Source organism: Nitratiruptor sp. YY09-18 (assembly GCF_016593235.1).
Lineage (GTDB): Bacteria > Campylobacterota > Campylobacteria > Campylobacterales > Nitratiruptoraceae > Nitratiruptor.
Genome location: NZ_AP023065.1, coordinates 1,012,287 through 1,032,137 on the forward strand (window position 1 = coordinate 1,012,287; position 19,851 = coordinate 1,032,137).

Genomic DNA, 19,851 nt, shown 5'->3' on the forward strand with positions numbered 1-19,851 from the left:
AATTTGCTATTTTCTATTCCACTTTTTTCTCAACTCCTCTTGATGTTTGAGGTAGTTTTCGATGAGACTCTTTTTATCAAATCCTAGCTTTTTGCGCATCTCTTCTAGATCAAATTCGGCATATTTGATAGCTTTTTCCATGATTTCTTCACTCTCTAGAAGCATCTTTGGATCGATGTCATGTTTTTTGAAATAGGTAAAGAGCTTTTTGGCTTCAGATTTAGAGATCCCCCTATCAGCAATCGAAAAATAGAATAGCTCAAATTTTTCACGCATTTGTGTATATCGATAGTAGAAATAAAAAAGAACAAAGATAATGATAAAGATGAAAAGAATAAAAAGGGAGAGAATAAGGTTTTGTGAATCTTGTGAAAATTTAAAATGGGCTAGAATCTCTTGCATGATAAAGGGATATCAGATTTGATATCCCATCTCCTTAGCAACTTGCTTGATATGTGCAAGGCGTTTTTCAATGGGCGGATGTGATGCAAAGAGATCCAAAAATCCCACTATCCCGAATGCCTTCATATCACTAGGGAGTGCCACTTGCTCTTTTGGAATTTGACCAAGTTTTGCTAAGGCATAGTAGATGCCTTGTGGACCATCGAGACGCACTGCACCCTCGTCTGCCTTGTACTCGCGATATCTGCTAAACCACATAGCAAGCATTGTCGCAAAAATTGTGAGAGCAATCTCTAGCGCAAAACTTATAGCCATATAGGCCATTGGACTAGGATTACCCTCTTCATCTTTTGGTGCAATGATATTTGCAATGAGACGAGAGAAGAAAAAGACGAAGGTATTGAGCACGCCCTGCAAGAGTGTCATAGTGATCATATCGCCATGTTTGATATGGCTAACCTCATGAGCCAAAACACCCTCTACCTCTTCAGGACTCATAAGTTCTAGCAAGGATGTAGAGACTGCCACCAAAGCATCATTGCGATTCCAGCCAGTGGCAAATGCATTAGGTGGTCCATTAAAGATCCCTACTTCTGGTCTTCCTATTCCAGCTTCATCCGCAAGCTTATATACAGTATTGACAAGCCACTCTTCAGTCGCATTGGTCGGTTGCTCTATCACTTGCACGCCCATGTGCATCTTCGCCATCCATTTTGAGAGGAAAAGCGAAATGATTGCACCACTAAATCCTACAATAAGTGAGAGAATCAAAAGGCCACTAATTGTACCCTGATCCAACCGTACACCAAAGAAAGCTTCGATGATAAATATTGTCAAATATATTGAAGCCATGACGGCTAAGTTCATAAGGATAAAGAGAACAATCCCCATGTAACCTCCTCATTTTTTTTGACTTATTGTAGCGAAAAAAGTTAATAGATTTACCAACTATACAATACTCTTTTTAGCAAGACAAAATGCAATGCCTTTCTCATAATATGCAGCTTCATTGATAAAGACGGGATACGATGGGACTTCATCATAAAAGATCTCCTCTTCATCAAATCGCAAGAAGATCGGATCTCCAGGATGAAGCAGCTCATAGTCTCGTCCCAAAAGTTCTGGATGGATCATACCATCAAGATCCCCATTAGTTCTGGGAAAATCTTTGTAATCAAAAATATCATAGCACTCTACGCTCTTTTGTAGCTGCTCCTCTTTTCGCAAAACATCGAGTGTTCTTTGAAGTACTTTAAGAGTATCAAAGTAGAGAGTTGCATCAAGAACTCCCTGACACACTGGGCCTACTTCAATTGTAATGGAGCTTTTAACACAGCTATTGATAAAGTTGCCTTCCTCAGTGCCAAACCAGCGAAGGATCTTGACATTTTCATACTCTCTTGCCAATATTTTGGCTACATTTGCGCTTAGAGGATCATCTTTGCTAAGTACTATTGTGATACCCATATTTGCAGTGGTAGTATGCAAATCTATGAGAAAATCTGTATCTTCTAATCTCTTTTTGAGCACTTTAGCTCGTTCATATTCATAAATATGAGAGTCTTCGCTGAGTGCTTCTTGAGAAAAAGAGCGATTGAGATCGTAGTCTATATAGCGTCTGCACTCTTTTATAGCTTTTGGATTTGCTAGTAAGTAATCTATTGCAATATCTTTAAGCCAAAAATTTTCTCGCATCAGTTTTTTTACAATATAAACGCCTATAAGTTCATTTCCATGCACGCCACCTGCAATTGTAACTTTCATTTATCGTCCTTTCAAAAGGGCTTGAGGCCCTTTTGCAATTATAGCTTAACGATACGTTTTCGCACCTCTTTCGTTGCTTCTACCATATTTGTCAAAGCCGGAATCACCTCTTCCCATTTTCTGGTTTTAAGCCCGCAGTCCGGATTGATCCAAAGTTTTGAAGCTGGGAAAACCTGCATTCTTTGTTCAATCTCTTTAATAAGTTCTTCTTTGCTAGGAATTCTTGGAGAGTGAATATCGTAAACGCCAGCACCAACCTCTTTTTGGTAGTTGTAGTTTTTAAAAGCCTCCAAGAGTCTGTTTCCGTTTCGCGCCGTCTCGATGGAAATCACATCTGCATCCATCGCATCAATTGTCGGCATGATATCGTTAAAGTCGCTGTAACACATATGGGTGTGGATTTGTGTTTCGGGTTTAGCCACGGCGGTTGCGATTTTAAAACTCTCAACAGCGACTCTTTCATACTCATTTTTGTTTTCATTACGCAAAGGATAACCCTCTTTGAAAGCCGCTTCATCTACTTGGATAATCTTAATACCGGCTTCTTGCAAATCTTTCACTTCATCGGCAATCGCCAACGCCATCTGTTTATAGACTGTCTCTTTTTGTAAATCATCTCGCACAAAACTCCAGTTGAGCATAGTCACAGGACCGGTTAACATCCCTTTCATCGGTTTGTCCGTGAGACTTTGTGCATACGTAATCCACTCTACCGTCATCGGTTTTGGTCTGCTGACATCCCCGAAAATGATAGGAGGTTTGACGCATCTGCTTCCATAGCTTTGTACCCATCCGTTTTGGCTGAATGTCACCCCTTCAAGAAACTCGCCGAAATACTCCACCATATCGTTTCTCTCAAACTCGCCATGCACCAAAACATCAAGACCGATATCTTCTTGCACTTTGACGCAATAGCGAATCTGCTCTTTGATCTTTTCTTTGTACTCCTCTTCACTCATCACACCATCTTTGTAAGCTTTTCTAATGGCTCTAACCTCTTTTGTTTGTGGAAAACTTCCGATTGTCGTAGTTGGCAAGATCGGATATTTCAAAATTTCATGCTGAAGCTCAAGTCTCCTTGTCGCAGGCAATGATCGTTCACATTCCTCTTTTGTCAAGTTTGCAAGTCTATCTTGGACACTTTTGTTGTGAATCTGAGTAGAGCTTTTTCTAGTTGTATTTGCTTTTTTATTGGCTTCCAAAAGCACTTCATCCTCTCCAAGCTCTTTGCTTCGATAAAGTTTATTAATGATTCTAAGCTCATTGAGTTTCTCTTTTGCAAAAGCAAGCCATGTTTTTATATTGCTGTCCAGCTTTTCTTCATATTCCAAAGTATAGGGAACATGCAAAAGTGAGCAGCTTGTTGAGACGACGAGCCGGTCCTTGTCTATCGGGAGTGCATTTAAAAATTCCACTTTTTTCTCTATATCACTCACCCAGATGTTTCTGCCATCAACTACACCGGCAATAAGTTTTTTTCCACTTTTTGCGATTTTTTCAACAGATTCGATATTTTTTGGACCATGTACAAAATCGAGACCAATTCCATCAATGGAGGTATCAACGAGTATTTGGACAGCTTCATTTGCATGCTCAAAATAGGTCACGACAAAAAGTTCGAGATCATCTGCCTTTAAGGTTTCATACGATTTTTGTAATGCATTGAGAAGTTTTTCATCCGGATCTCTTACTAATGCCGGTTCATCAAGCTGAATAATCTTTACACCAATTTCTATAAGCTTATCCAGTGCCTTTTGATAAATAGGCAGGAGTCTATCCAAAAGATCAAGTGGATTGGAACCATCACTGGTTCTAGAAAGTGCCAAGAATGTCACCGGTCCTATGAGGTTAACCTTTGTCTCTATTCCCAAATTTTTAGCCTCTTGATATTCGCTTATGACTTTGTCCAGATTCAAAGAAAAATTTTGATCTTTATGGAGTATCGGTACAAAATAGTGGTAGTTTGTATTGAACCATTTTGTCATTGCGAGTGCTTTATGCGTTTTATCACCTCGAGCCATCGCAAAATAGCGATCCAACCCACCTAAATCTTTGTACTCTTCAGGTTCTGCACCAACCATAACAATCGTATCAATCATCTGATCATAAAAACTAAAGTCGTTTGAGCTGATAAATTCAATTCCCGCTTCTTTTTGGTAATTCCAGTGTCGTTTTCGAAGAGTTTTTGCAACGTTTTGCAGTTCCGCTAAAGTTATCTCATTATTCCAATATTTTTCCAAAGCAAACTTGAGCTCTCTTTTTTCACCAATTCTTGGAAATCCTGATACATATGGCATTTCTTCTCCTTCTTCTTTTTATAGTTTGTAGTTATTTTGAGTTAGTAAAACTAAAAAGAAGGAGGAGCGATACCGGTTTTGGTGTAGCGACATTTGCAAAGCGGAGGTTTTTTTATACGAGAGAGACGCAAAACTTTATGAGCTAAACATGCAAAAAAAAGATTACAATAGCAAGGTTTCGAACCCTCTTCTGTAAATTCATTTTCTACAAGTTGTTCTTCTATTACTATCTCATCTGGGGGAGGATCACATTTTTGATCAAATTGGCGCACGAGAAAAAAATATTTGCAACGAACAGCCTCTTTTTGCAGCGTTACGGCATTCACGGTTGCTGTAATGGCAGTAAGCCGAAAATAGTTTTTTCCAAAACCTTTAGCGACCAAGCAGCCACCTCTCTAAAATCTTTTGTGCAGCAATGGAGTCAATTTTGCCATCTTTTTTGTGTTTTATGACACCTTTTGTTGCCTCTTTGGCCTCATATGAAGTAAAACCTTCATCAATATATTCTACATTACCGTTAAAATCTAAAAGATTGACAAAATGCTCGATACGCTTTTGCATCTCCTCTTTTGAACTACCATCAGGAATTCCTACTACTAGAGTATCTATTTGCCACTCTTTAAGAAACTCGCTCACATCACGGGCTGCCTGGTTTCTGTTTTTACGTAAAATTGGATTTTGGGGCAATACGATTTTGCCATCGAGACAGATAGCGGTACCTATTCGCTTCAAACCCACATCGATCGCTGCAACTCTATTTGCCAAGACAAAACTCCCCAAACATCTTATCGAGTAGCTCACTACTCTCCATCGGCCTTGTTATAGAACCAATAGCGGTAATTGCTTCATTGAGGTGAAAAGCAAAAATCTCCAATTCTCCTATCTGCAGAGGCATTTTTGCTGCATCAATTGCTTCAAGAGCCTTAGCTACTGCATCTATCTGACGCCGTGAGACAAGCAAAATCTCTTCAGTATTTGCATAACTATCGAGAATTGTTTGGAGCTTTTTAATAAGTGGTGAAATATCTTGCTTGACACTTAGCTCTATTGGTTCATTATCTTCGATAGTTATCTCCATACCAAGATCGATTTTATTCAATACTACTATAATGTCTTTTTCATTTTTGTACCGTTGTATAAGATCAATAATTTTTTGATCTTCACTATCAAGCGGCCTACTTGCATCAAACATAGCTATGACAATATCACTCTCTTTTATAGCTTTGATACTACGCTCTACGCCTATTCGCTCAATTGTATCTTGCGCTTCACGAATTCCAGCAGTGTCTACAAAACGAACAAGATGCGAGCCAATTCTGACACTCTCCTCAATCGTATCTCTTGTAGTTCCTGCGATATCGCTCACTATTGCTCTTTCATAGTTTAACAGAGCATTGAGTAAAGAGCTCTTGCCAGTATTTGGTTTGCCAATAATGGCAACTTTAAATCCTTCAATAAGCCCTTCTCGACGCTTGCTCGATTCAAGTGTTTTGGCTAAATTTTTGCTAATAGTTTCAAGCTGCCTTTGCATCTGCTCTTGCAGATCTACTGGTAGATCCTCTTCAGCATAATCGATATTGACTTCTACATAGGCAAGGATGCGAATAAGCTGCTCTCTTATCTCTTCCACAAATTCAGCAAGCTCACCTTTAAGTTGGCGCGCAAGGATCTTGGCAGCATCCTCACTCTTAGCTTCTATAATCTTTGCGATTGCTTCAGCTTCGCTTAAGTCTATTTTACCGTTTATAAAAGCTCTTTTGCTAAACTCTCCAGGCTCAGCAAGACGTGCACCATGAGAAAGAACAGCTTTGAGTACCATATCAGCAACAACTATTCCTCCATGGCATTGAAACTCGACAATATCTTCACCAGTAAAGCTATGAGGGGATTGAAAATAGATAACAATAGCTTGATCTATCATTTCATCATATTTGTTATAAAGAGTACGTAGATGTGCAAAACGAGGTTTTAACGTGCTTTTGGTGAGGTTTTGCGCTATTGTAAGAGCTTTGGGGCCACTTAATCGCACAATTGCGATAGAGCCTACCCCATGAGGAGTGGCTACCGCTGCAATTGTATCAGTTTTTTTTGAACTCATTGACTATGACATACTTTCCGCCATCTTTTTCTCTAATTGCTACATATTTATCTGGGAAGGCTTGACGCAACTGTTTGAGGGCTATTTGTACCAAAACTCCATCAAGTACTCTTGTCTGGCCTTTGCCCTCAATCTGAATCTTTTCAATCAAAGGCTTGAGATAATTTGCTATCATCTCCTCTTGAGAATTGAGAAAATTTGCAATTTCGAGGCGAATCTGCAGGCCATATTTTGGATTTATCCAGTTAAAGAGCATATAGGAGAGCGCTTTGTAACGATATCCCTCTTTGCCAATAAGAAGTGCAGCATCTTCACCATTAAACTCTATAAGCAATGTCCCATCATCATATGGTTCAACTTTGACAGGTTCTAATTTAAAACACATACCACGGAAAAGATCGTTGATATCTGTTTCTACCTCTTTTGCAATTGCATGGAGATCTTTTGACTCTTGATAAAAAGTATCAAAAATCTCTTTTTCTTCTTTTTCTACAGGAATTTCAGGGAGTTGAGTCTCAGGCTGCTTCTCCTCTTCGCTTTTACATCGAACTAGGATGATAGCATTTTTCTTCCCTATCCCCAAGAGGCCTTTTGATGGCTGTTGCAATATTTTGATATCAAGATCATTGATGGAGCATTGCAGTTTGGCAGAGGCTTGCTGGAAAGCCTCTTCAAGGGTAGATGCTTCGATTTTAATTTGATCTTTCATGTGATTCCTTCGCTGCTATTTTTCGGGATTGAAAAATTTTATTGACGATAAGCTGCTGGATAATTGAGAGAATATTGTTTGTAAACCAGTAGAGTGTCAACCCAGCAGGGAATGTTAAGAAGAAGAATGTAAAGACAATTGGCAACCATTCAAAGAGCTTCTTCTGCATTGGATCAGTGATAGTTGTTGGTGTGAGTTTTTGATGGATATACATTGTAGCACCCATGAGAATTGGGAGAACAAAGTATGGGTCTTTTTCACTCAAATCTGTTATCCACAAAATCCAAGGAGCCCCTTTAAGCTCAATTGCGTTGAGAAGTACACGATAGATTGCAAAAAATATAGGAATTTGCAAAAGCATCGGAAGACAACCGCCCATTGGATTGACTTTATATTTTTTATACAGTTGCATCATATGGGCGTTCATTTTTTGCGGATCGCCTTTATATTTTTGCTGGATCTCTTTGATTTTAGGTGCGAGGTCTTTAAGCTTTTGCATAGAGAGCATTCCCTTAAGAGTAAGCGGGAAGAGAATAATACGTATGATAATTGTCAATATCACAATAGCCCAACCCCAATTACCAACAAAATGGTAAAGAGCTAGGAGAGCTTTGAACATAGGCTTCGCAATGAATGTAAAAAATCCGTACTCTATAACATCAGTAAGTTCTGGATTGATTTTTTTGAGTCGCTCATACTCTTTTGGTCCTACGTATGCTCCGATATGAAAATTTGGTGATCCATGAACAAAAAGTATAGGGTTATCTTCACTATCTTTTGTAACTATTACATCTAGACCGTTTTGAAGATCATAGAAAAATGTACTGTAGTAGCGATCAAATGCTGCTGCTATTTTTGCTTTTTTGAATGTTTCAGTGCCCTTCGCATCACCATCTTCGATGATTGTGATAGTATTATCCGCCTCTTTTATAAGAGCTCCATGGAGAGTATATCCATCAACTTTTATATTTGGTCGATATCCCGGAGAGATGAAGTATTCGCTTCCATTGGCAACTTTAACATCTACATTATAGTGTCCATCAGGATAGAGTGTGATTGTTTTTGTAACTTTCTCATGTGAAAGATTTTGCGTGAAAGTAAAGACTCTTTTGCCATCGAGTTTTACATCTTTTGGACCGCTGTAGGTATATGGTACCTTAAAAGCTTCGCTATTTAGCGCTGTATCACTGAAACGAATCTCGAGTGGTTTTGGGAGTTTAGCCTCATCAAAGAGCTTAATCTGTTCACCCTTTTCATCTTTATAGCGTTTGTCTTCGAGAATGACTTGTGAAATGCGTCCAAGTTTGTCAATATACATATTAAAATGTTTGCCACGAATAGTAAGAAGAATATCGTTAGTAAAGTTTTGTGAATGAGACAGATTTATCTGCGAAGAGGTAGGAGCATTATGGTGCTCTGAAGTTTTTGCTGCTTGTGGTGCGGCAATCTGCTGCGTTGCTTTTGAACTATTGAGTTCACTCTGAGGTGCAGACTTTGGCATAAAAAAGTAGTCATAGACCACAAAAATTACGAGGGAGAGGACAGTTGCCAGCAGCACTCTTTGATTCATGCTCATATTTTCGAACATTATTGACCTTTAAATGTTTTAATAAGATAGTACTTTCCATGATCTTTTGGTACATACCAATATTTTACCGCTATTTTTTTATAAGCGATATTTTTAAATCGTTTCTTTACTACAGGATACTCTATCCCACCTCTAAAGAGCTGATTGCAGCGTAGAACACGTAATGTAGCAAACAAGAGAGCTTTCGGGATACTCTCTTGTTCCAATCTCCACAGCGTATACTCTGAGCAGGTGGGATAGTATCTACAGCTCCCATAGGAAAATAGTGTGAAAACTCTTTGATAGATTCGTAATATAGTAAGTAAGAGTTTTCGCACCATTACACTACTCTTTGCATAACATTTGCAAAGCTCCGCTGCAAAGTCGCAAAATTGACTTCCAATATTTTCGGTTTGGCTACAAATATGTAGCTACCACTTGGTAGTGGTTTATTGAAATTTGTTAAAAGTGCTCGCAAAAGCCTCTTGGCTCGATTGCGTTTAACAGCTTTTCCAACTTTTTTACTGGCTACAAAACCGACTTTTGTATCCGCATTTTTGAGATAAAAAAGCACAAAAAATGGCGTGTGCAAAGCTTTGCCATTTTTATAGACTCTTTGAAACTCTCGCTGAGTTTTGAGAGTCTCCAATCCTTTTATACTGCCAATCTTTTTCTACCTTTAGCACGTCTTGCATTGATTACTTTTCTACCATTTTTAGTCTTCATGCGTGCTCTAAAACCGTGTGTACGCTTGCGTCTGGTATTGTGTGGCTGATATGTTCTTTTCATAGCAATTATCCTTCATGTAAAATTTTAGAGATTTAGTTTACTAAAATGAAGCTTAAAGAAGGGTTAGAAGACGGGGCAAAGCCCCGAGTTTTTATACTCTTTGACCATTTACATAGACAACTACTTGGTCACCTTCAGCATCAAATTTGACGCTATCGCCCTCTTTTACTTTATCTTCGAGGATAAGCTCAGCCAATCTATCCTCTACGATTTCATAGAGAGCACGTTTGAGTGGTCTTGCTCCATAGACTGGATCAAATCCAGCTTTTGCCACAAGTTTTTTTGCACTCTCAGTAAGCTCGATCTTGATATCTCGCTCTTTGAGTTTTTCTTGGATCCTTGCAAACATGATATCGACTATTTTGACAATCTCTTGCTCGCCAAGAGGATTGAATATCACGATATCATCAAGTCTATTCAAAAACTCTGGCTTGAAATAGCGCTTGAGCTCATCTTTGACCGCTTTTTCTCTATCTTCTGGATCTTTAAACTCCATGATCTTATCACTTGCAATGTTGCTTGTCATGATGATGATAGTATTTCTAAAGTCAACTGTTACACCTTTGTTGTCAGTAAGGCGTCCATCATCAAGCACTTGTAAAAGAATGTTGAATACATCTGGATGCGCTTTTTCGATCTCGTCAAAGAGTACTACACTATACGGTTTTCGTCGAACTGCTTCAGTGAGCTGTCCACCCTCTTCATAACCAACATATCCCGGAGGTGCACCAACAAGGCGGCTCACTGCATGTTTTTCCATATATTCACTCATATCGATTCTAATGAGCGCTTTTTCAGTATCAAACAAGAATCTCGCCAAAGTTTTAGCTGTTTCAGTCTTACCAACACCAGTTGGTCCAAGGAACATAAAGCTACCAATTGGTCTATTAGTATCAGATAGTCCTGCTTTGTTTCTCTTAATTGCTCTTGCCACCGCTTTTATAGCTGCATCTTGTCCAACAACATATTTTTTAAGTTCATCTTCAACATGCAATATCTTCTCTTTTTCACTCTGGAGCATTTTGGTTACAGGAATACCTGTCCACTTGCTCACAATTTTTGCAATCATCTCTTCATCAACTGCATTTTTGAGCAGTGTTCCTTGTTCTTGCATTCTCTTCCACTGCTCATTGAGCTCTTCAAGCTTTTTCTGCAGCTCTGGTATTTCACCATACTCGATTTTTGCAGCTTTCTCAAAGTCGCCTTCACGTTTTGCTTTTTCTGCTTCAGCTTTAAGACGCTCGATTTTCTCCTTAATTTCAGCAATCTCTTTGAAAATTTTCTTCTCAGTTTCAAATTGTGCTTCTAGTTGACGTTTCTTCTCTTCCAAATCAGCTAGCTCTTTTTCAATCTCTTTGAGACGTTCTTCGTTTTTCTTGCTCTCTTCCATCATGAGAGCCTCTTTTTCAACCAAGAGCTGCTGGATTTGGCGTTTGACTTTGCTCAATTCAAATGGTTCAGACTCTATCTGCATCTTGAGCTCTGCTGCAGCCTCGTCAATAAGGTCAATAGCCTTATCTGGCAAGTATCTATCAGTAATATATCTACTTGAGAGCTTCACAGCTGCTACAAGTGCGCTATCAAGGATCTGTACATTGTGGTGCGCTTCAAGGCGCTCCCGAATACCACGCAAAATCTGCAACGCTTCATTGATGCTAGGCTCTTCCACTTTTACTGGTTGGAAACGTCTTTGGAGTGCCGCATCTTTTTCAAAATATTTTCTATACTCTTTGAGTGTTGTTGCACCGATTGTATGCAATTCCCCTCTTGCAAGCGCTGGCTTTAAGATGTTTGCTGCATCCATACTTCCTTCGCTCGCACCTGCTCCAACAATTGTATGGATCTCATCTATAAAAAGGATAATATTCCCTGCATTTTTTACTTCATCAATGACTGCTTTGAGTCTATCTTCAAATTCACCGCGATACTTCGCTCCTGCTACGAGTGAAGTCATATCAAGGGCAATAACACGTTTGTTTTGCAAACTCAATGGAACTTCATGGTTCACAATTCTTTGTGCCAAACCTTCCACAATCGCTGTCTTACCAACCCCTGGTTCACCAAGCAAAATCGGGTTATTTTTGGTTTTTCTTATCAAAATCTGCATGACTCTATGAATCTCTTCGTCACGGCCAATTACAGGATCAAGCTCACCTTCGGCAGCTTTTTTTGTTAGATCGATTCCGTACTTTTCAAGTGCTTCAAGTGTCTCATCAGCTGTTTGTGATTCTATTTTTTTGCCGCCACGAATCGATTCGAGTGTTTTTTTGAGCTCAAAAAGATCTACATATTTACCAAGAACATCTTTAAATACCGGATCATCTGTGTTTGCTTCGATCCACGTATCTACTGCAAGGTATTGGTCACCATTTTTGACCATCAAACCTTCAGCTTTTTGGAGACTCTCAGCAAGATGCCTTGATATTTTAATATTCTCTTTTGTGATAGATGAAACTTTTGGTAATCTATCAGCTACGCTCTTTACTTCCAGCTCTATTGGCGTTTTATCTACTCCCATTTTATTGAGAGCTTGATTGAGAATTGAGCCTGTATCAGTTAATAGTGCCCACAAAACATGCACCACATCAACTTCTGGATTTTTGTTATGTAGCGCTAGACTGACTGCACTATCTAAAGTCTCAGTCATTTTGTGGGTGAGTTTTTCAAATATATTACTCATACCCTCTCCTTTTTTTGATTTCATGTAATATAATCGCGTTGTCAAAAGATTGCATCGCAAACCTTTCAACTTCACTTGGTGTAATCTTAACAAACTCTTATAAAATTTTCTGATACAAAAGTAGCAAAAACTCAAACTTCCTATTTAGCTATCTTTTAGTAAGATTTCTATATAATTGAGCTTAAAATTAAAAGCCTAGGAATATGAAATGAAAATGAAGAAATCTTTCGCTATAGGTATAGCTACGGCTTTATTTCTCACAGCAACTACATCAATATATGCAAAATCAAACCCAGACAGTAACCTCACTGCAAAACTTCAAGCAATTGCAAAGTTTACAAAAGTTGTCAATACAGTCGAACAGTACTATGTTGACCCACTGACAATCGAAGATATTATCGAAAAAGCAATTGCTGGGCTTATGAGCAATCTCGATGCCCACTCAGCATATCTTGATAAAAAGAGCTACAAAGAGCTCCAGATCCAAACAAGTGGTGAATTTGGAGGACTTGGAATCACAGTAGGTATGCGCGATGGAGCTCTCACTGTCATTGCACCCCTTGAAGGAACACCCGCTGACAAAGCTGGCCTCAAACCAGGAGATATCATCCTCAAAATCAATGATAAATCAACTCTTGATATGACTCTTGATGAGGCTGTCAATTTGATGCGAGGAAAGCCTGGAACAAAAATCACTCTCACTATATTTAGAAAAGGTGAAGAAAAACCGTTCAAAGTTACCCTTACACGCGCTATCATTAAAGTCAAATCAGTATATGCCAAACATATACTCAAACCTGACTACCTCTATATTCGTATCACGAATTTTGACAGGAAAGTTGTAAGTAGTGTCAAAAAAATACTCCATAACAATCCGCATGCAAAAGGGATAGTACTTGATCTACGTAACAATCCAGGAGGGCTCCTTGATCAAGCAGTAGGCCTCTCTGATCTCTTTATAGACAAGGGAATAATCGTCTCACAAAAAGGTCGTATCAAAAGTGAAAATAGAGTCTTTTATGCACATAAAAAGGGAACATACAAAAACATCCCAATAACAGTAATTGTCAATAGCGGAACAGCAAGTGCGAGTGAGATTGTCAGTGGTGCACTCCAAGATCACAAAAGAGCTGTAATCATTGGTGAGAAAACTTTTGGAAAAGGAAGCGTGCAGGTCATCTTGCCTCTATCAAAAGATGATGCGATCAAGCTCACAATTGCACGCTACTATCTTCCAAGTGGCAGAACTATCCAGGCAAAAGGCATCACTCCTGATGTTGAAGCTTATCCTGGAAAAGTGCAGAAAAAAGAGGATGAGTTTGCTATCAAAGAGGCTGAACTCAAAGCCCATCTCAAAAGTGAACTTGAAAAAGTCGATGGTAAAAAGAAAAAAACCAAAGAGAATACAAAAGATAAAAATCTCATAGATGAAGAGAAACTTTATAATGATGCTCAACTCAAAGAGGCTTTTGATATTCTCAAAGCATTAATCATTGCAAAGGAGTCTAAGTGACAAAACGCGAACTACTCTATGAAGGCAAAGCCAAAAGGATATATAAAACTGAAGATGAAAATCTCTTCATCGCTGAGTTTAAAGATGATCTCACAGCATTTGATGCACAAAAACGGAGTCAAGCCAAAGGCAAGGGTGCACTCAACTGCCAAATTAGCGCACATCTTTTCAAACTTTTAGAAGAGTATGGCATCAAAACACATTTTGTGGAGTGTATCAGTGATCATGAAATGGTAATTAAGAGAGCCAAAATGATAATGATCGAGGTGGTTGTGCGCAATATTGCCACTGGTTCGCTCACCAAGCGTCTCGGTATTCCTGATGGAACAGTTTTACCTTTTGCACTTGTAGAGTTTTATTATAAAAATGATGAGTTGCACGATCCTCTCATCAACGATGAGCATGCACTCATCCTCAATCTTGTAGAGCACGAGAGTGAGCTAGAAGAGCTCAAAAGACTTGGGCGCGAGATCAATGTAGTACTCAAAAGCTTCTTTGACAAAGCCAATCTCAATCTAGTAGATTTTAAAGTAGAGTTTGGCAAAGATAGTCAGGGCAATATCATCTTAGCTGATGAGATAAGTCCAGATAGCTGTCGATTTTGGGATAAAACTAGTGGAGAAAAGCTTGATAAAGACCTTTTCCGCCACGATCTTGGTGATGTGAAAGTTGCATATGAAGAGGTACTCAATAGAATACAAAAGGTGATGCAATGAAAGCAATAGTTAATATCTATCTCAAAGAGGGTGTCCTTGATCCTCAAGGAAAAGCTGTGAAGCACGCTCTTGGTTCGCTTGGATTTAAAGATGTTGAAGATGTGAGAGTTGGTAAGCAGATAGTTCTCACTCTCAAAGATAGCTTGAGTGAAGAAGAGGCAAAAAAAGAGGTGGAGGAGATGTGCGAAAAGCTCCTTGCAAATACTGTGATAGAAGATTATGATATAGAGATTGTCAAATGAGAGTAGCAGTTATCAGATTTCCAGGCACCAACTGCGAATTTGATACCCAGTATGCCTTTGAGCGCATTGGTGCAAGAACTGCAATAGTGTGGCACAAAGAGGATAAACTCCCTGCAAATATCGATCTTGTGGTACTCCCTGGAGGATTTAGTTACGGAGACTACCTTCGCAGTGGTGCAATCGCCCGATTTAGTCCTATTATGGAAGCAGTGAGGAATTTTGCACAAAAAGGTGGATATGTTCTTGGAATCTGTAATGGATTTCAGATTCTGTTAGAATCACATCTTCTTCCAGGAGCAATGAAACGCAACGAAAATCTCCATTTCATCTCAAAATTTCAATACATAAAAGTCCTCAACAACGATAATAAATTCCTCTCTAAGCTCAATAAGGGTGATATCCTCAACATTCCTATCGCCCATGCAGAAGGCAACTACTATATAGAACCGGAAAAATTAGAGAAAATGTATGATAACCATCAGGTGATTTTACAATATTGCAATGCAAATGGCTACTATGATAACCCCAATGGAAGCGTCGATGCAATAGCAGGTATCTGCAATGAGAGCAAAAATGTTTTCGGACTCATGCCCCATCCTGAGAGAGCTTGTGAGAAGATCTTGGGAAGTGAGGATGGAGTAAAAATGCTAGAAGGATTTATCAATTAGACTCTTACATCTTTTTCTTCTTACACTCTTTTTAAGCATGCCAGTCTTCTCTTCTGTACTGGCAGAGTGGAGCAAAATCCCACAAATTGTCTATGTCAATCAGATTTTCCCCGTCACTATCCGATTTATCACCACAAACAAGGTACAGGATTTAGTACTATCATATGAGGGTGGAGAAAATGTAACACTCAAATATGATAAAGCCCCACTCTCAAAGGATGATCTGTACTATTACAAAACTCTCTACTTTAAAGTCACTGCTGTGAATGCAAAACTCCCAGATATTATCATCAATGATTATAGACTTGCTGGAGAGTCGCTCAATGTACAAAAGCTATCTCCTCCCTTAGATTTTTGCAATGTCTTGGCAAAAGACCTGCAGATTATTTCACATAAAAGTGTACAGTTTGATAAAAACAACAATCTTATAGTCCTCAAAATAAAAGGAAAGTATGCAAATTTAGAGGATTTTTATATCCCATTTGCTCTCAAACAACACAAAAAGGAGCTCCAAGAAGATTTTCCAACTGCAACACTCCTCTACTACGCTTTTATTCCAGCAAATATCACAAAATTTCGTATCAGCTACTTCAACACTGATTCTAGAGATTTTCACAAGCTCTTCTTTGATATTATAGTAAGGGATGAGATTGTTAGCACCCAGTCCGATTTGAACCCCACAGAGGATAAAAATAAAAAAATCAAAATTATTGGAACTCTCTTCGTTTCTGTTCTATTTCTCATCATTGCAATTCTCAAGCGCTCCTATCTTCTTGGCTTTTTGACACTTTTGGTTGCTGGAATTGCTATCTATATAGCTATTCCATTGCAAAAAATCTGCGTAAAACAGGGAGCCAAAATCTATATACTCCCTACTAAAAAAAGTACTGTCTTTGAGATCAATCACCATCAACGAAGCTATATGAAGCTTAATGAAGTCAATGGTTATAGCAAAATAAAACTTGACGAGAAGAAAGTGGGATGGGTAAGAGATGAAGATCTTTGCAAAAATTAGAGGAGCCTATGCAGCTCTAGTCATCATTATTTGTGTCACACTCAATATATTTGCATTTTTACTCTTACCAAAAAGGCATTATAAGAAAATCAAAACATTTTTCACGCGCTCTATTTTGAAACTCCTGGGTATCAAAGTAATTACTGAAGGTCATATCGACCCGCAAGCCAAAATGCTTATCATGAACCACTCCAGCCTCATCGATATTCCTGTTATCGAGGCTACCTATCCTTACGATATGGTCTGGATAGCAAAAAAAGAGCTTTTTGATATGCCATTTTTTGGCCTGCTGCTTAAGCTCCCTGACAATATTCGCCTCGATCGTGAAGATAGAAAATCTCTTGTCCATCTTCTCAAAGAGTCTAAAGAAAAATCACAGCATAAAGTCATAGCCATCTTTCCTGAAGGGACACGTGCCAGAGGCAATAAACTCCTTCCCTTTAAACCGGGAGCCAAAATAATAGCTGAAAAGCTCCATCTCAAAGTTCAACCTGTTGTGATAGTATGTGCAAGAGAGCGATTTAATAGTAAAACACTTGAGCTAAATACTGGAATAATCAAAGTAAAATATTTGCCAAGTTTTACGCCAGATCCACAAACTGAATGGTTGAAAGAGCTTCGAGAAAAAATGCAAGAAATACTAGATAAGGAGCGTCAAGAGCTTTGTGGCTGAAGCTCGATGATCCTATCTGCACACCACTTTGCTAATGCAATATCATGCGTAATGAGCAAGATCCCTACCTCATCAAGATACTCCAAAAGCAATTTCATCACTTTCAGACTAGTAATGTTATCAAGTGCGCTTGTAGGCTCATCAGCAAGCAAAAGTTGTGGCTGCATCATCATAGCACGTAAAATGGAGCAACGCTGGAGTTGACCACCGCTAAGTTCATGGGGAAGTTTTTTGAGAAGCTGTGGATCGATATCCATCCTCTTTGCCACCTCTTCGATCCCCTGAGTATCAGCTACATCTTCAATTTGATTGAGGATTGTGTATGAAGGGTGAAATGAGGTGTAAGGATCTTGAAAGATGAGGCTAAATCTCTTTTTTGTGATGATGCCTTTTTGTGGTTGTAAAAATCCAGCAATAAGCTCAAAGAGTGTGCTCTTACCAACACCACTAGGTCCTACAAGAGCAACTATTTCACCTTGATCTACATGCAAAGAAAAATCATCATATATGAGTTTCTTGCCATACGCAAAGCACAGCCCCTCGATCTCTAAGACTCTCATGCTTTTTTGACAAACTCGCTTTTGAGCTTCATAGCACCAAATCCAGGAACTTTACAGTCGATGTTGTGATCTCCCTCACACAGACGGATATTTTTCACTTTTGTTCCAGCCTTGATAGATCCGCTAGCACCTTTTACTTTGAGATCTTTTGTAACAATCACATCATCTCCATCTTTGAGGATATTACCGTGTGCATCTTTGACTACAAGGCCCTCCTCTTGGGCTTGAAAATTTTTGCTAAATTCAAACCCGCACTCAGGACACACTAAAAGCACTCCATCTTCATAGACATATTCGCTTCCACATTTTGGACATTTTGGTAGACTCATACATTTCCTTTTTTTTCTTGTAATTATACTCCAATTTTTGCGTAATCTTTTTTCTCTATAATTATTAAAAATCACTCAAAGGAGCACCATGAAAAAGTTATTTGCTACACTGTTACCAATTCTCTTCATCTTAGCAGGTTGTGCACAAACTGGCACACCAGAGTATAGCCCAGAAGCTACCCACCAATTGCTCCATTACAAAGAGGGCAAAATTGTCTCCATTCGCCCTGTGGCTATCAAGGATAATGGGACAGGCGCCTTTTTGGGTGCAATAACTGGAGCAGTTTTGGGATCACTCGTAGGAGAAGGCAAAGGCAATACACTTGCTACACTTGCTGGTGGGTTATCAGGTATGTATGTAGGAAGCCAAGTAGCAAAAGCAAATGCGCAAGAGCTTTTCATTAGACTCAACAATGGCAGAAGAGTTGTGGTTGTTGTCAAAGGAAAACAGTTTTATCCAGGCCAAAGAGTTCGCATCATTATGAACAATGGACGTATCGAGAGTGTAGAGCCTCTGTAAGCTCTATACTCTTTTAAAAAAATTATTCTCGAATCTGTCCCTCTCCATAGATTTTATATTTGTATGTTGTCAGATCATTGATCCCCATAGGACCTCGTGCATGGAGTTTATTGGTTGATATTCCAACTTCAGCTCCAAAGCCAAAAACTCCCCCATCAGTAAAACGTGTTGAAGCATTGACATAGACACATGCTGCATCTACTTCATTGAGAAACTTTTCAGCTGTAGTATAGTTTTCTGTCACTATCGCTTCACTGTGACCACTGCCATATTTGCGTATATGTTCAATAGCTCCATCAACACCATCGACTACTTTGATTGAAAGAATGTTCTCTAAATACTCTGTATGAAAATCCTCTTCGCTTGCCTCTTTTACATCTATCACTTCGCGTGTGAGACTGCAGCCTTTGAGCAGTGTCTCATAGGGTTTAAAAGCCTCATAGAGTGGGAGAAGAATCTCATCTTTGATAGCATAATCAACCAAAAGTGTCTCCATCGCATTGCATACACCAGGACGCTGCACTTTTGCATTGACTGCTATTTTGATAGCCTTGTCAAAATCGGCATCTTTATCGATATATGTATGGCATAGACCTTTGTCGTGTTTGACAACAGGCACTGTAGCATTTTCACTCACATAGCGAATGAGGGCTTCCCCACCACGAGGAATGATAAGATCGACATACTTATCCATCTTAATAAGCCTACTCACCCCTTCACGGCTATAATCAGGCAAGAGTGCTATGATCTCTTTTGGAAGATTGTTTTTTTCTAATACATCTTGGAGCACTTTTGCTATCGCTTCATTGGAGTGTTGGGCTTCTTTGCCACCTTTGAGGATAACCACATTGCTTGATTTGAAGCAAAGAGCAGCTGCATCACTTGTCACATTTGGCCGAGACTCATAGATGATTCCAATAACACCGATGGGAATAGATACCTTCTCGATTCGCAGCCCATTTTCAATCTCCCAACCATCAAGTACTCTACCTACTGGCTCTTTAAGCATTGCAATCTCTCTTACTGATTGTGCCATTGCAGCAACTCTTTTCTCATCAAGATAGAGTCTGTCTTTTAGTGCTGGTGAGAGATTTGTACGCTCAGCATTCTCCATATCGACGGTGTTTGCTTCTAAGATGGCCTTTGTGTTTGTATCTATAGCATCAGCCATTTGCAAAAGAATCTCCTTTTTTTCTCCGCTTTTGAGTTTAAGTAGGTCTGCGCTGCTTTTTTTTGCTTTTTGTAAAAACTTTTCCATAAAACCTCCTGTTCGTTTTTTTACTATTGTAGCAATTTTGCACTTTTTGAG

At 39.0% G+C, this 19,851-nt stretch carries 23 protein-coding genes; 7 read left to right on the forward strand and 16 right to left on the reverse strand.

All coding sequences use genetic code 11. The features are described from left to right. Positions 1-6: 6 nt before the first annotated feature. The 13 genes from JG734_RS05450 to JG734_RS05510 all read right to left on the reverse strand — a co-directional run bounded on the left by JG734_RS05450 (position 7) and on the right by JG734_RS05510 (position 12,306). Entirely contained in the window at positions 7-402 is a 396-nt protein-coding gene (locus tag JG734_RS05450; protein ID WP_201332294.1) for a hypothetical protein, read from the reverse strand. Positions 403-414: 12 nt separating this feature from the next. Then, a complete protein-coding gene (gene htpX / locus JG734_RS05455; protein WP_201332295.1) occupies positions 415-1,293 on the reverse strand; it encodes a protease HtpX in 879 nt (292 codons plus the stop codon). A gap of 57 nt (positions 1,294-1,350) precedes the next feature. After that, positions 1,351-2,166 carry an aspartoacylase gene (locus JG734_RS05460; protein WP_201332296.1) on the reverse strand — a complete coding sequence of 272 codons (816 nt, stop codon included), beginning with the start codon at positions 2,164-2,166 and terminating at the stop codon, positions 1,351-1,353. Between the two features lie 38 nt (positions 2,167-2,204). After that, complete coding sequence (gene metE, locus JG734_RS05465; protein ID WP_201332297.1) at positions 2,205-4,463, reverse strand: 5-methyltetrahydropteroyltriglutamate--homocysteine S-methyltransferase; 2,259 nt, start codon at positions 4,461-4,463, stop codon at positions 2,205-2,207. Between the two features lie 50 nt (positions 4,464-4,513). Continuing rightward, positions 4,514-4,846, reverse strand: coding sequence for a hypothetical protein (locus JG734_RS05470; RefSeq protein ID WP_201332298.1), 333 nt, complete (start codon positions 4,844-4,846; stop codon positions 4,514-4,516). Beyond that, a complete protein-coding gene (ruvX, locus tag JG734_RS05475; RefSeq protein WP_236586801.1) occupies positions 4,836-5,264 on the reverse strand; it encodes a Holliday junction resolvase RuvX in 429 nt (142 codons plus the stop codon). Before ruvX ends, JG734_RS05470 begins: the two co-directional genes overlap by 11 nt. Further along, a complete protein-coding gene (gene mnmE / locus JG734_RS05480) occupies positions 5,218-6,561 on the reverse strand; it encodes a tRNA uridine-5-carboxymethylaminomethyl(34) synthesis GTPase MnmE (protein ID WP_201332299.1) in 1,344 nt (447 codons plus the stop codon). Before mnmE ends, ruvX begins: the two co-directional genes overlap by 47 nt. Continuing rightward, positions 6,542-7,270 (reverse strand): Jag N-terminal domain-containing protein, encoded by a 729-nt coding sequence (locus tag JG734_RS05485; RefSeq protein ID WP_201332300.1) that lies wholly within the window; start codon positions 7,268-7,270, stop codon positions 6,542-6,544. The genes mnmE and JG734_RS05485 overlap by 20 nt, the downstream gene beginning before the upstream one ends. Then, positions 7,254-8,858, reverse strand: a complete 1,605-nt coding sequence (gene yidC, locus JG734_RS05490; RefSeq protein WP_201332301.1) for a membrane protein insertase YidC — start codon at positions 8,856-8,858, stop codon at positions 7,254-7,256. Before yidC ends, JG734_RS05485 begins: the two co-directional genes overlap by 17 nt. After that, complete coding sequence (gene yidD / locus JG734_RS05495; protein ID WP_201332302.1) at positions 8,858-9,178, reverse strand: membrane protein insertion efficiency factor YidD; 321 nt, start codon at positions 9,176-9,178, stop codon at positions 8,858-8,860. The genes yidC and yidD overlap by 1 nt, the downstream gene beginning before the upstream one ends. After that, on the reverse strand, positions 9,178-9,486 hold the full coding sequence (gene rnpA, locus JG734_RS05500) for a ribonuclease P protein component (RefSeq protein ID WP_201332303.1): 309 nt from the start codon (positions 9,484-9,486) through the stop codon (positions 9,178-9,180). The genes yidD and rnpA overlap by 1 nt, the downstream gene beginning before the upstream one ends. Before the next feature lie 5 nt (positions 9,487-9,491). After that, positions 9,492-9,626, reverse strand: coding sequence for a 50S ribosomal protein L34 (gene rpmH, locus JG734_RS05505; RefSeq protein WP_201332304.1), 135 nt, complete (start codon positions 9,624-9,626; stop codon positions 9,492-9,494). A gap of 91 nt (positions 9,627-9,717) precedes the next feature. Continuing rightward, positions 9,718-12,306 (reverse strand): ATP-dependent Clp protease ATP-binding subunit, encoded by a 2,589-nt coding sequence (locus JG734_RS05510; RefSeq protein WP_201332305.1) that lies wholly within the window; start codon positions 12,304-12,306, stop codon positions 9,718-9,720. Positions 12,307-12,514: 208 nt separating this feature from the next. Between JG734_RS05510 and JG734_RS05515 the strand changes: the two genes are divergently transcribed. The 6 genes from JG734_RS05515 to JG734_RS05540 are packed head-to-tail and all read left to right on the forward strand — an operon-like array spanning position 12,515 to position 17,133. After that, a complete protein-coding gene (locus JG734_RS05515) occupies positions 12,515-13,819 on the forward strand; it encodes a S41 family peptidase (RefSeq protein WP_201332306.1) in 1,305 nt (434 codons plus the stop codon). Beyond that, a complete protein-coding gene (gene purC, locus JG734_RS05520) occupies positions 13,816-14,535 on the forward strand; it encodes a phosphoribosylaminoimidazolesuccinocarboxamide synthase (protein WP_201332307.1) in 720 nt (239 codons plus the stop codon). The genes JG734_RS05515 and purC overlap by 4 nt, the downstream gene beginning before the upstream one ends. Beyond that, complete coding sequence (purS, locus tag JG734_RS05525) at positions 14,532-14,777, forward strand: phosphoribosylformylglycinamidine synthase subunit PurS (RefSeq protein ID WP_201332308.1); 246 nt, start codon at positions 14,532-14,534, stop codon at positions 14,775-14,777. The genes purC and purS overlap by 4 nt, the downstream gene beginning before the upstream one ends. Continuing rightward, positions 14,774-15,445 (forward strand): phosphoribosylformylglycinamidine synthase subunit PurQ, encoded by a 672-nt coding sequence (gene purQ, locus JG734_RS05530; RefSeq protein WP_201332309.1) that lies wholly within the window; start codon positions 14,774-14,776, stop codon positions 15,443-15,445. Before purS ends, purQ begins: the two co-directional genes overlap by 4 nt. 37 nt (positions 15,446-15,482) lie before the next feature. Further along, entirely contained in the window at positions 15,483-16,460 is a 978-nt protein-coding gene (locus tag JG734_RS05535; RefSeq protein WP_201332310.1) for a hypothetical protein, read from the forward strand. Further along, complete coding sequence (locus JG734_RS05540; protein ID WP_201332311.1) at positions 16,438-17,133, forward strand: 1-acyl-sn-glycerol-3-phosphate acyltransferase; 696 nt, start codon at positions 16,438-16,440, stop codon at positions 17,131-17,133. Before JG734_RS05535 ends, JG734_RS05540 begins: the two co-directional genes overlap by 23 nt. On the opposite strand, the gene JG734_RS05545 is transcribed toward JG734_RS05540, so the two are convergent. Together JG734_RS05545 and JG734_RS05550 are read right to left on the reverse strand one after the other, a co-directional pair. Beyond that, a complete protein-coding gene (locus tag JG734_RS05545; protein WP_201332312.1) occupies positions 17,115-17,693 on the reverse strand; it encodes an ABC transporter ATP-binding protein in 579 nt (192 codons plus the stop codon). The two genes, JG734_RS05540 and JG734_RS05545, sit on opposite strands and share 19 nt — an antisense overlap. Then, the gene (locus JG734_RS05550) at positions 17,690-18,022 is read right to left on the reverse strand and encodes a zinc ribbon domain-containing protein YjdM (protein WP_201332313.1); all 333 of its coding nucleotides are present in this window, start codon (positions 18,020-18,022) and stop codon (positions 17,690-17,692) included. Before JG734_RS05550 ends, JG734_RS05545 begins: the two co-directional genes overlap by 4 nt. 88 nt (positions 18,023-18,110) lie before the next feature. Between JG734_RS05550 and JG734_RS05555 the strand changes: the two genes are divergently transcribed. Further along, on the forward strand, positions 18,111-18,542 hold the full coding sequence (locus JG734_RS05555; RefSeq protein WP_201332314.1) for a glycine zipper 2TM domain-containing protein: 432 nt from the start codon (positions 18,111-18,113) through the stop codon (positions 18,540-18,542). Positions 18,543-18,564: 22 nt separating this feature from the next. Here the strand turns inward: JG734_RS05555 and JG734_RS05560 are convergent, their stop codons facing one another. After that, on the reverse strand, positions 18,565-19,800 hold the full coding sequence (locus tag JG734_RS05560) for a glutamate-5-semialdehyde dehydrogenase (protein ID WP_201332315.1): 1,236 nt from the start codon (positions 19,798-19,800) through the stop codon (positions 18,565-18,567). Between the last annotated feature and the right edge of the window lie 51 nt (positions 19,801-19,851).

Coding starts and splice junctions, on each gene's coding strand:
- JG734_RS05450 (WP_201332294.1), bottom strand. CDS start 402: ATGCAAGAGATTCTAGCCCATTTTAAATTTTCACAAGATTCACAAAAC.
- htpX (WP_201332295.1), bottom strand. CDS start 1,293: ATGGGGATTGTTCTCTTTATCCTTATGAACTTAGCCGTCATGGCTTCA.
- JG734_RS05460 (WP_201332296.1), bottom strand. CDS start 2,166: ATGAAAGTTACAATTGCAGGTGGCGTGCATGGAAATGAACTTATAGGC.
- metE (WP_201332297.1), bottom strand. CDS start 4,463: ATGCCATATGTATCAGGATTTCCAAGAATTGGTGAAAAAAGAGAGCTC.
- mnmE (WP_201332299.1), bottom strand. CDS start 6,561: ATGAGTTCAAAAAAAACTGATACAATTGCAGCGGTAGCCACTCCTCAT.
- JG734_RS05485 (WP_201332300.1), bottom strand. CDS start 7,270: ATGAAAGATCAAATTAAAATCGAAGCATCTACCCTTGAAGAGGCTTTC.
- yidC (WP_201332301.1), bottom strand. CDS start 8,858: ATGTTCGAAAATATGAGCATGAATCAAAGAGTGCTGCTGGCAACTGTC.
- yidD (WP_201332302.1), bottom strand. CDS start 9,178: ATGGTGCGAAAACTCTTACTTACTATATTACGAATCTATCAAAGAGTT.
- rpmH (WP_201332304.1), bottom strand. CDS start 9,626: ATGAAAAGAACATATCAGCCACACAATACCAGACGCAAGCGTACACAC.
- JG734_RS05510 (WP_201332305.1), bottom strand. CDS start 12,306: ATGAGTAATATATTTGAAAAACTCACCCACAAAATGACTGAGACTTTA.
- JG734_RS05515 (WP_201332306.1), top strand. CDS start 12,515: ATGAAAATGAAGAAATCTTTCGCTATAGGTATAGCTACGGCTTTATTT.
- purS (WP_201332308.1), top strand. CDS start 14,532: ATGAAAGCAATAGTTAATATCTATCTCAAAGAGGGTGTCCTTGATCCT.
- purQ (WP_201332309.1), top strand. CDS start 14,774: ATGAGAGTAGCAGTTATCAGATTTCCAGGCACCAACTGCGAATTTGAT.
- JG734_RS05535 (WP_201332310.1), top strand. CDS start 15,483: ATGCCAGTCTTCTCTTCTGTACTGGCAGAGTGGAGCAAAATCCCACAA.
- JG734_RS05540 (WP_201332311.1), top strand. CDS start 16,438: ATGAAGATCTTTGCAAAAATTAGAGGAGCCTATGCAGCTCTAGTCATC.
- JG734_RS05545 (WP_201332312.1), bottom strand. CDS start 17,693: ATGAGAGTCTTAGAGATCGAGGGGCTGTGCTTTGCGTATGGCAAGAAA.
- JG734_RS05550 (WP_201332313.1), bottom strand. CDS start 18,022: ATGAGTCTACCAAAATGTCCAAAATGTGGAAGCGAATATGTCTATGAA.
- JG734_RS05555 (WP_201332314.1), top strand. CDS start 18,111: ATGAAAAAGTTATTTGCTACACTGTTACCAATTCTCTTCATCTTAGCA.
- JG734_RS05560 (WP_201332315.1), bottom strand. CDS start 19,800: ATGGAAAAGTTTTTACAAAAAGCAAAAAAAAGCAGCGCAGACCTACTT.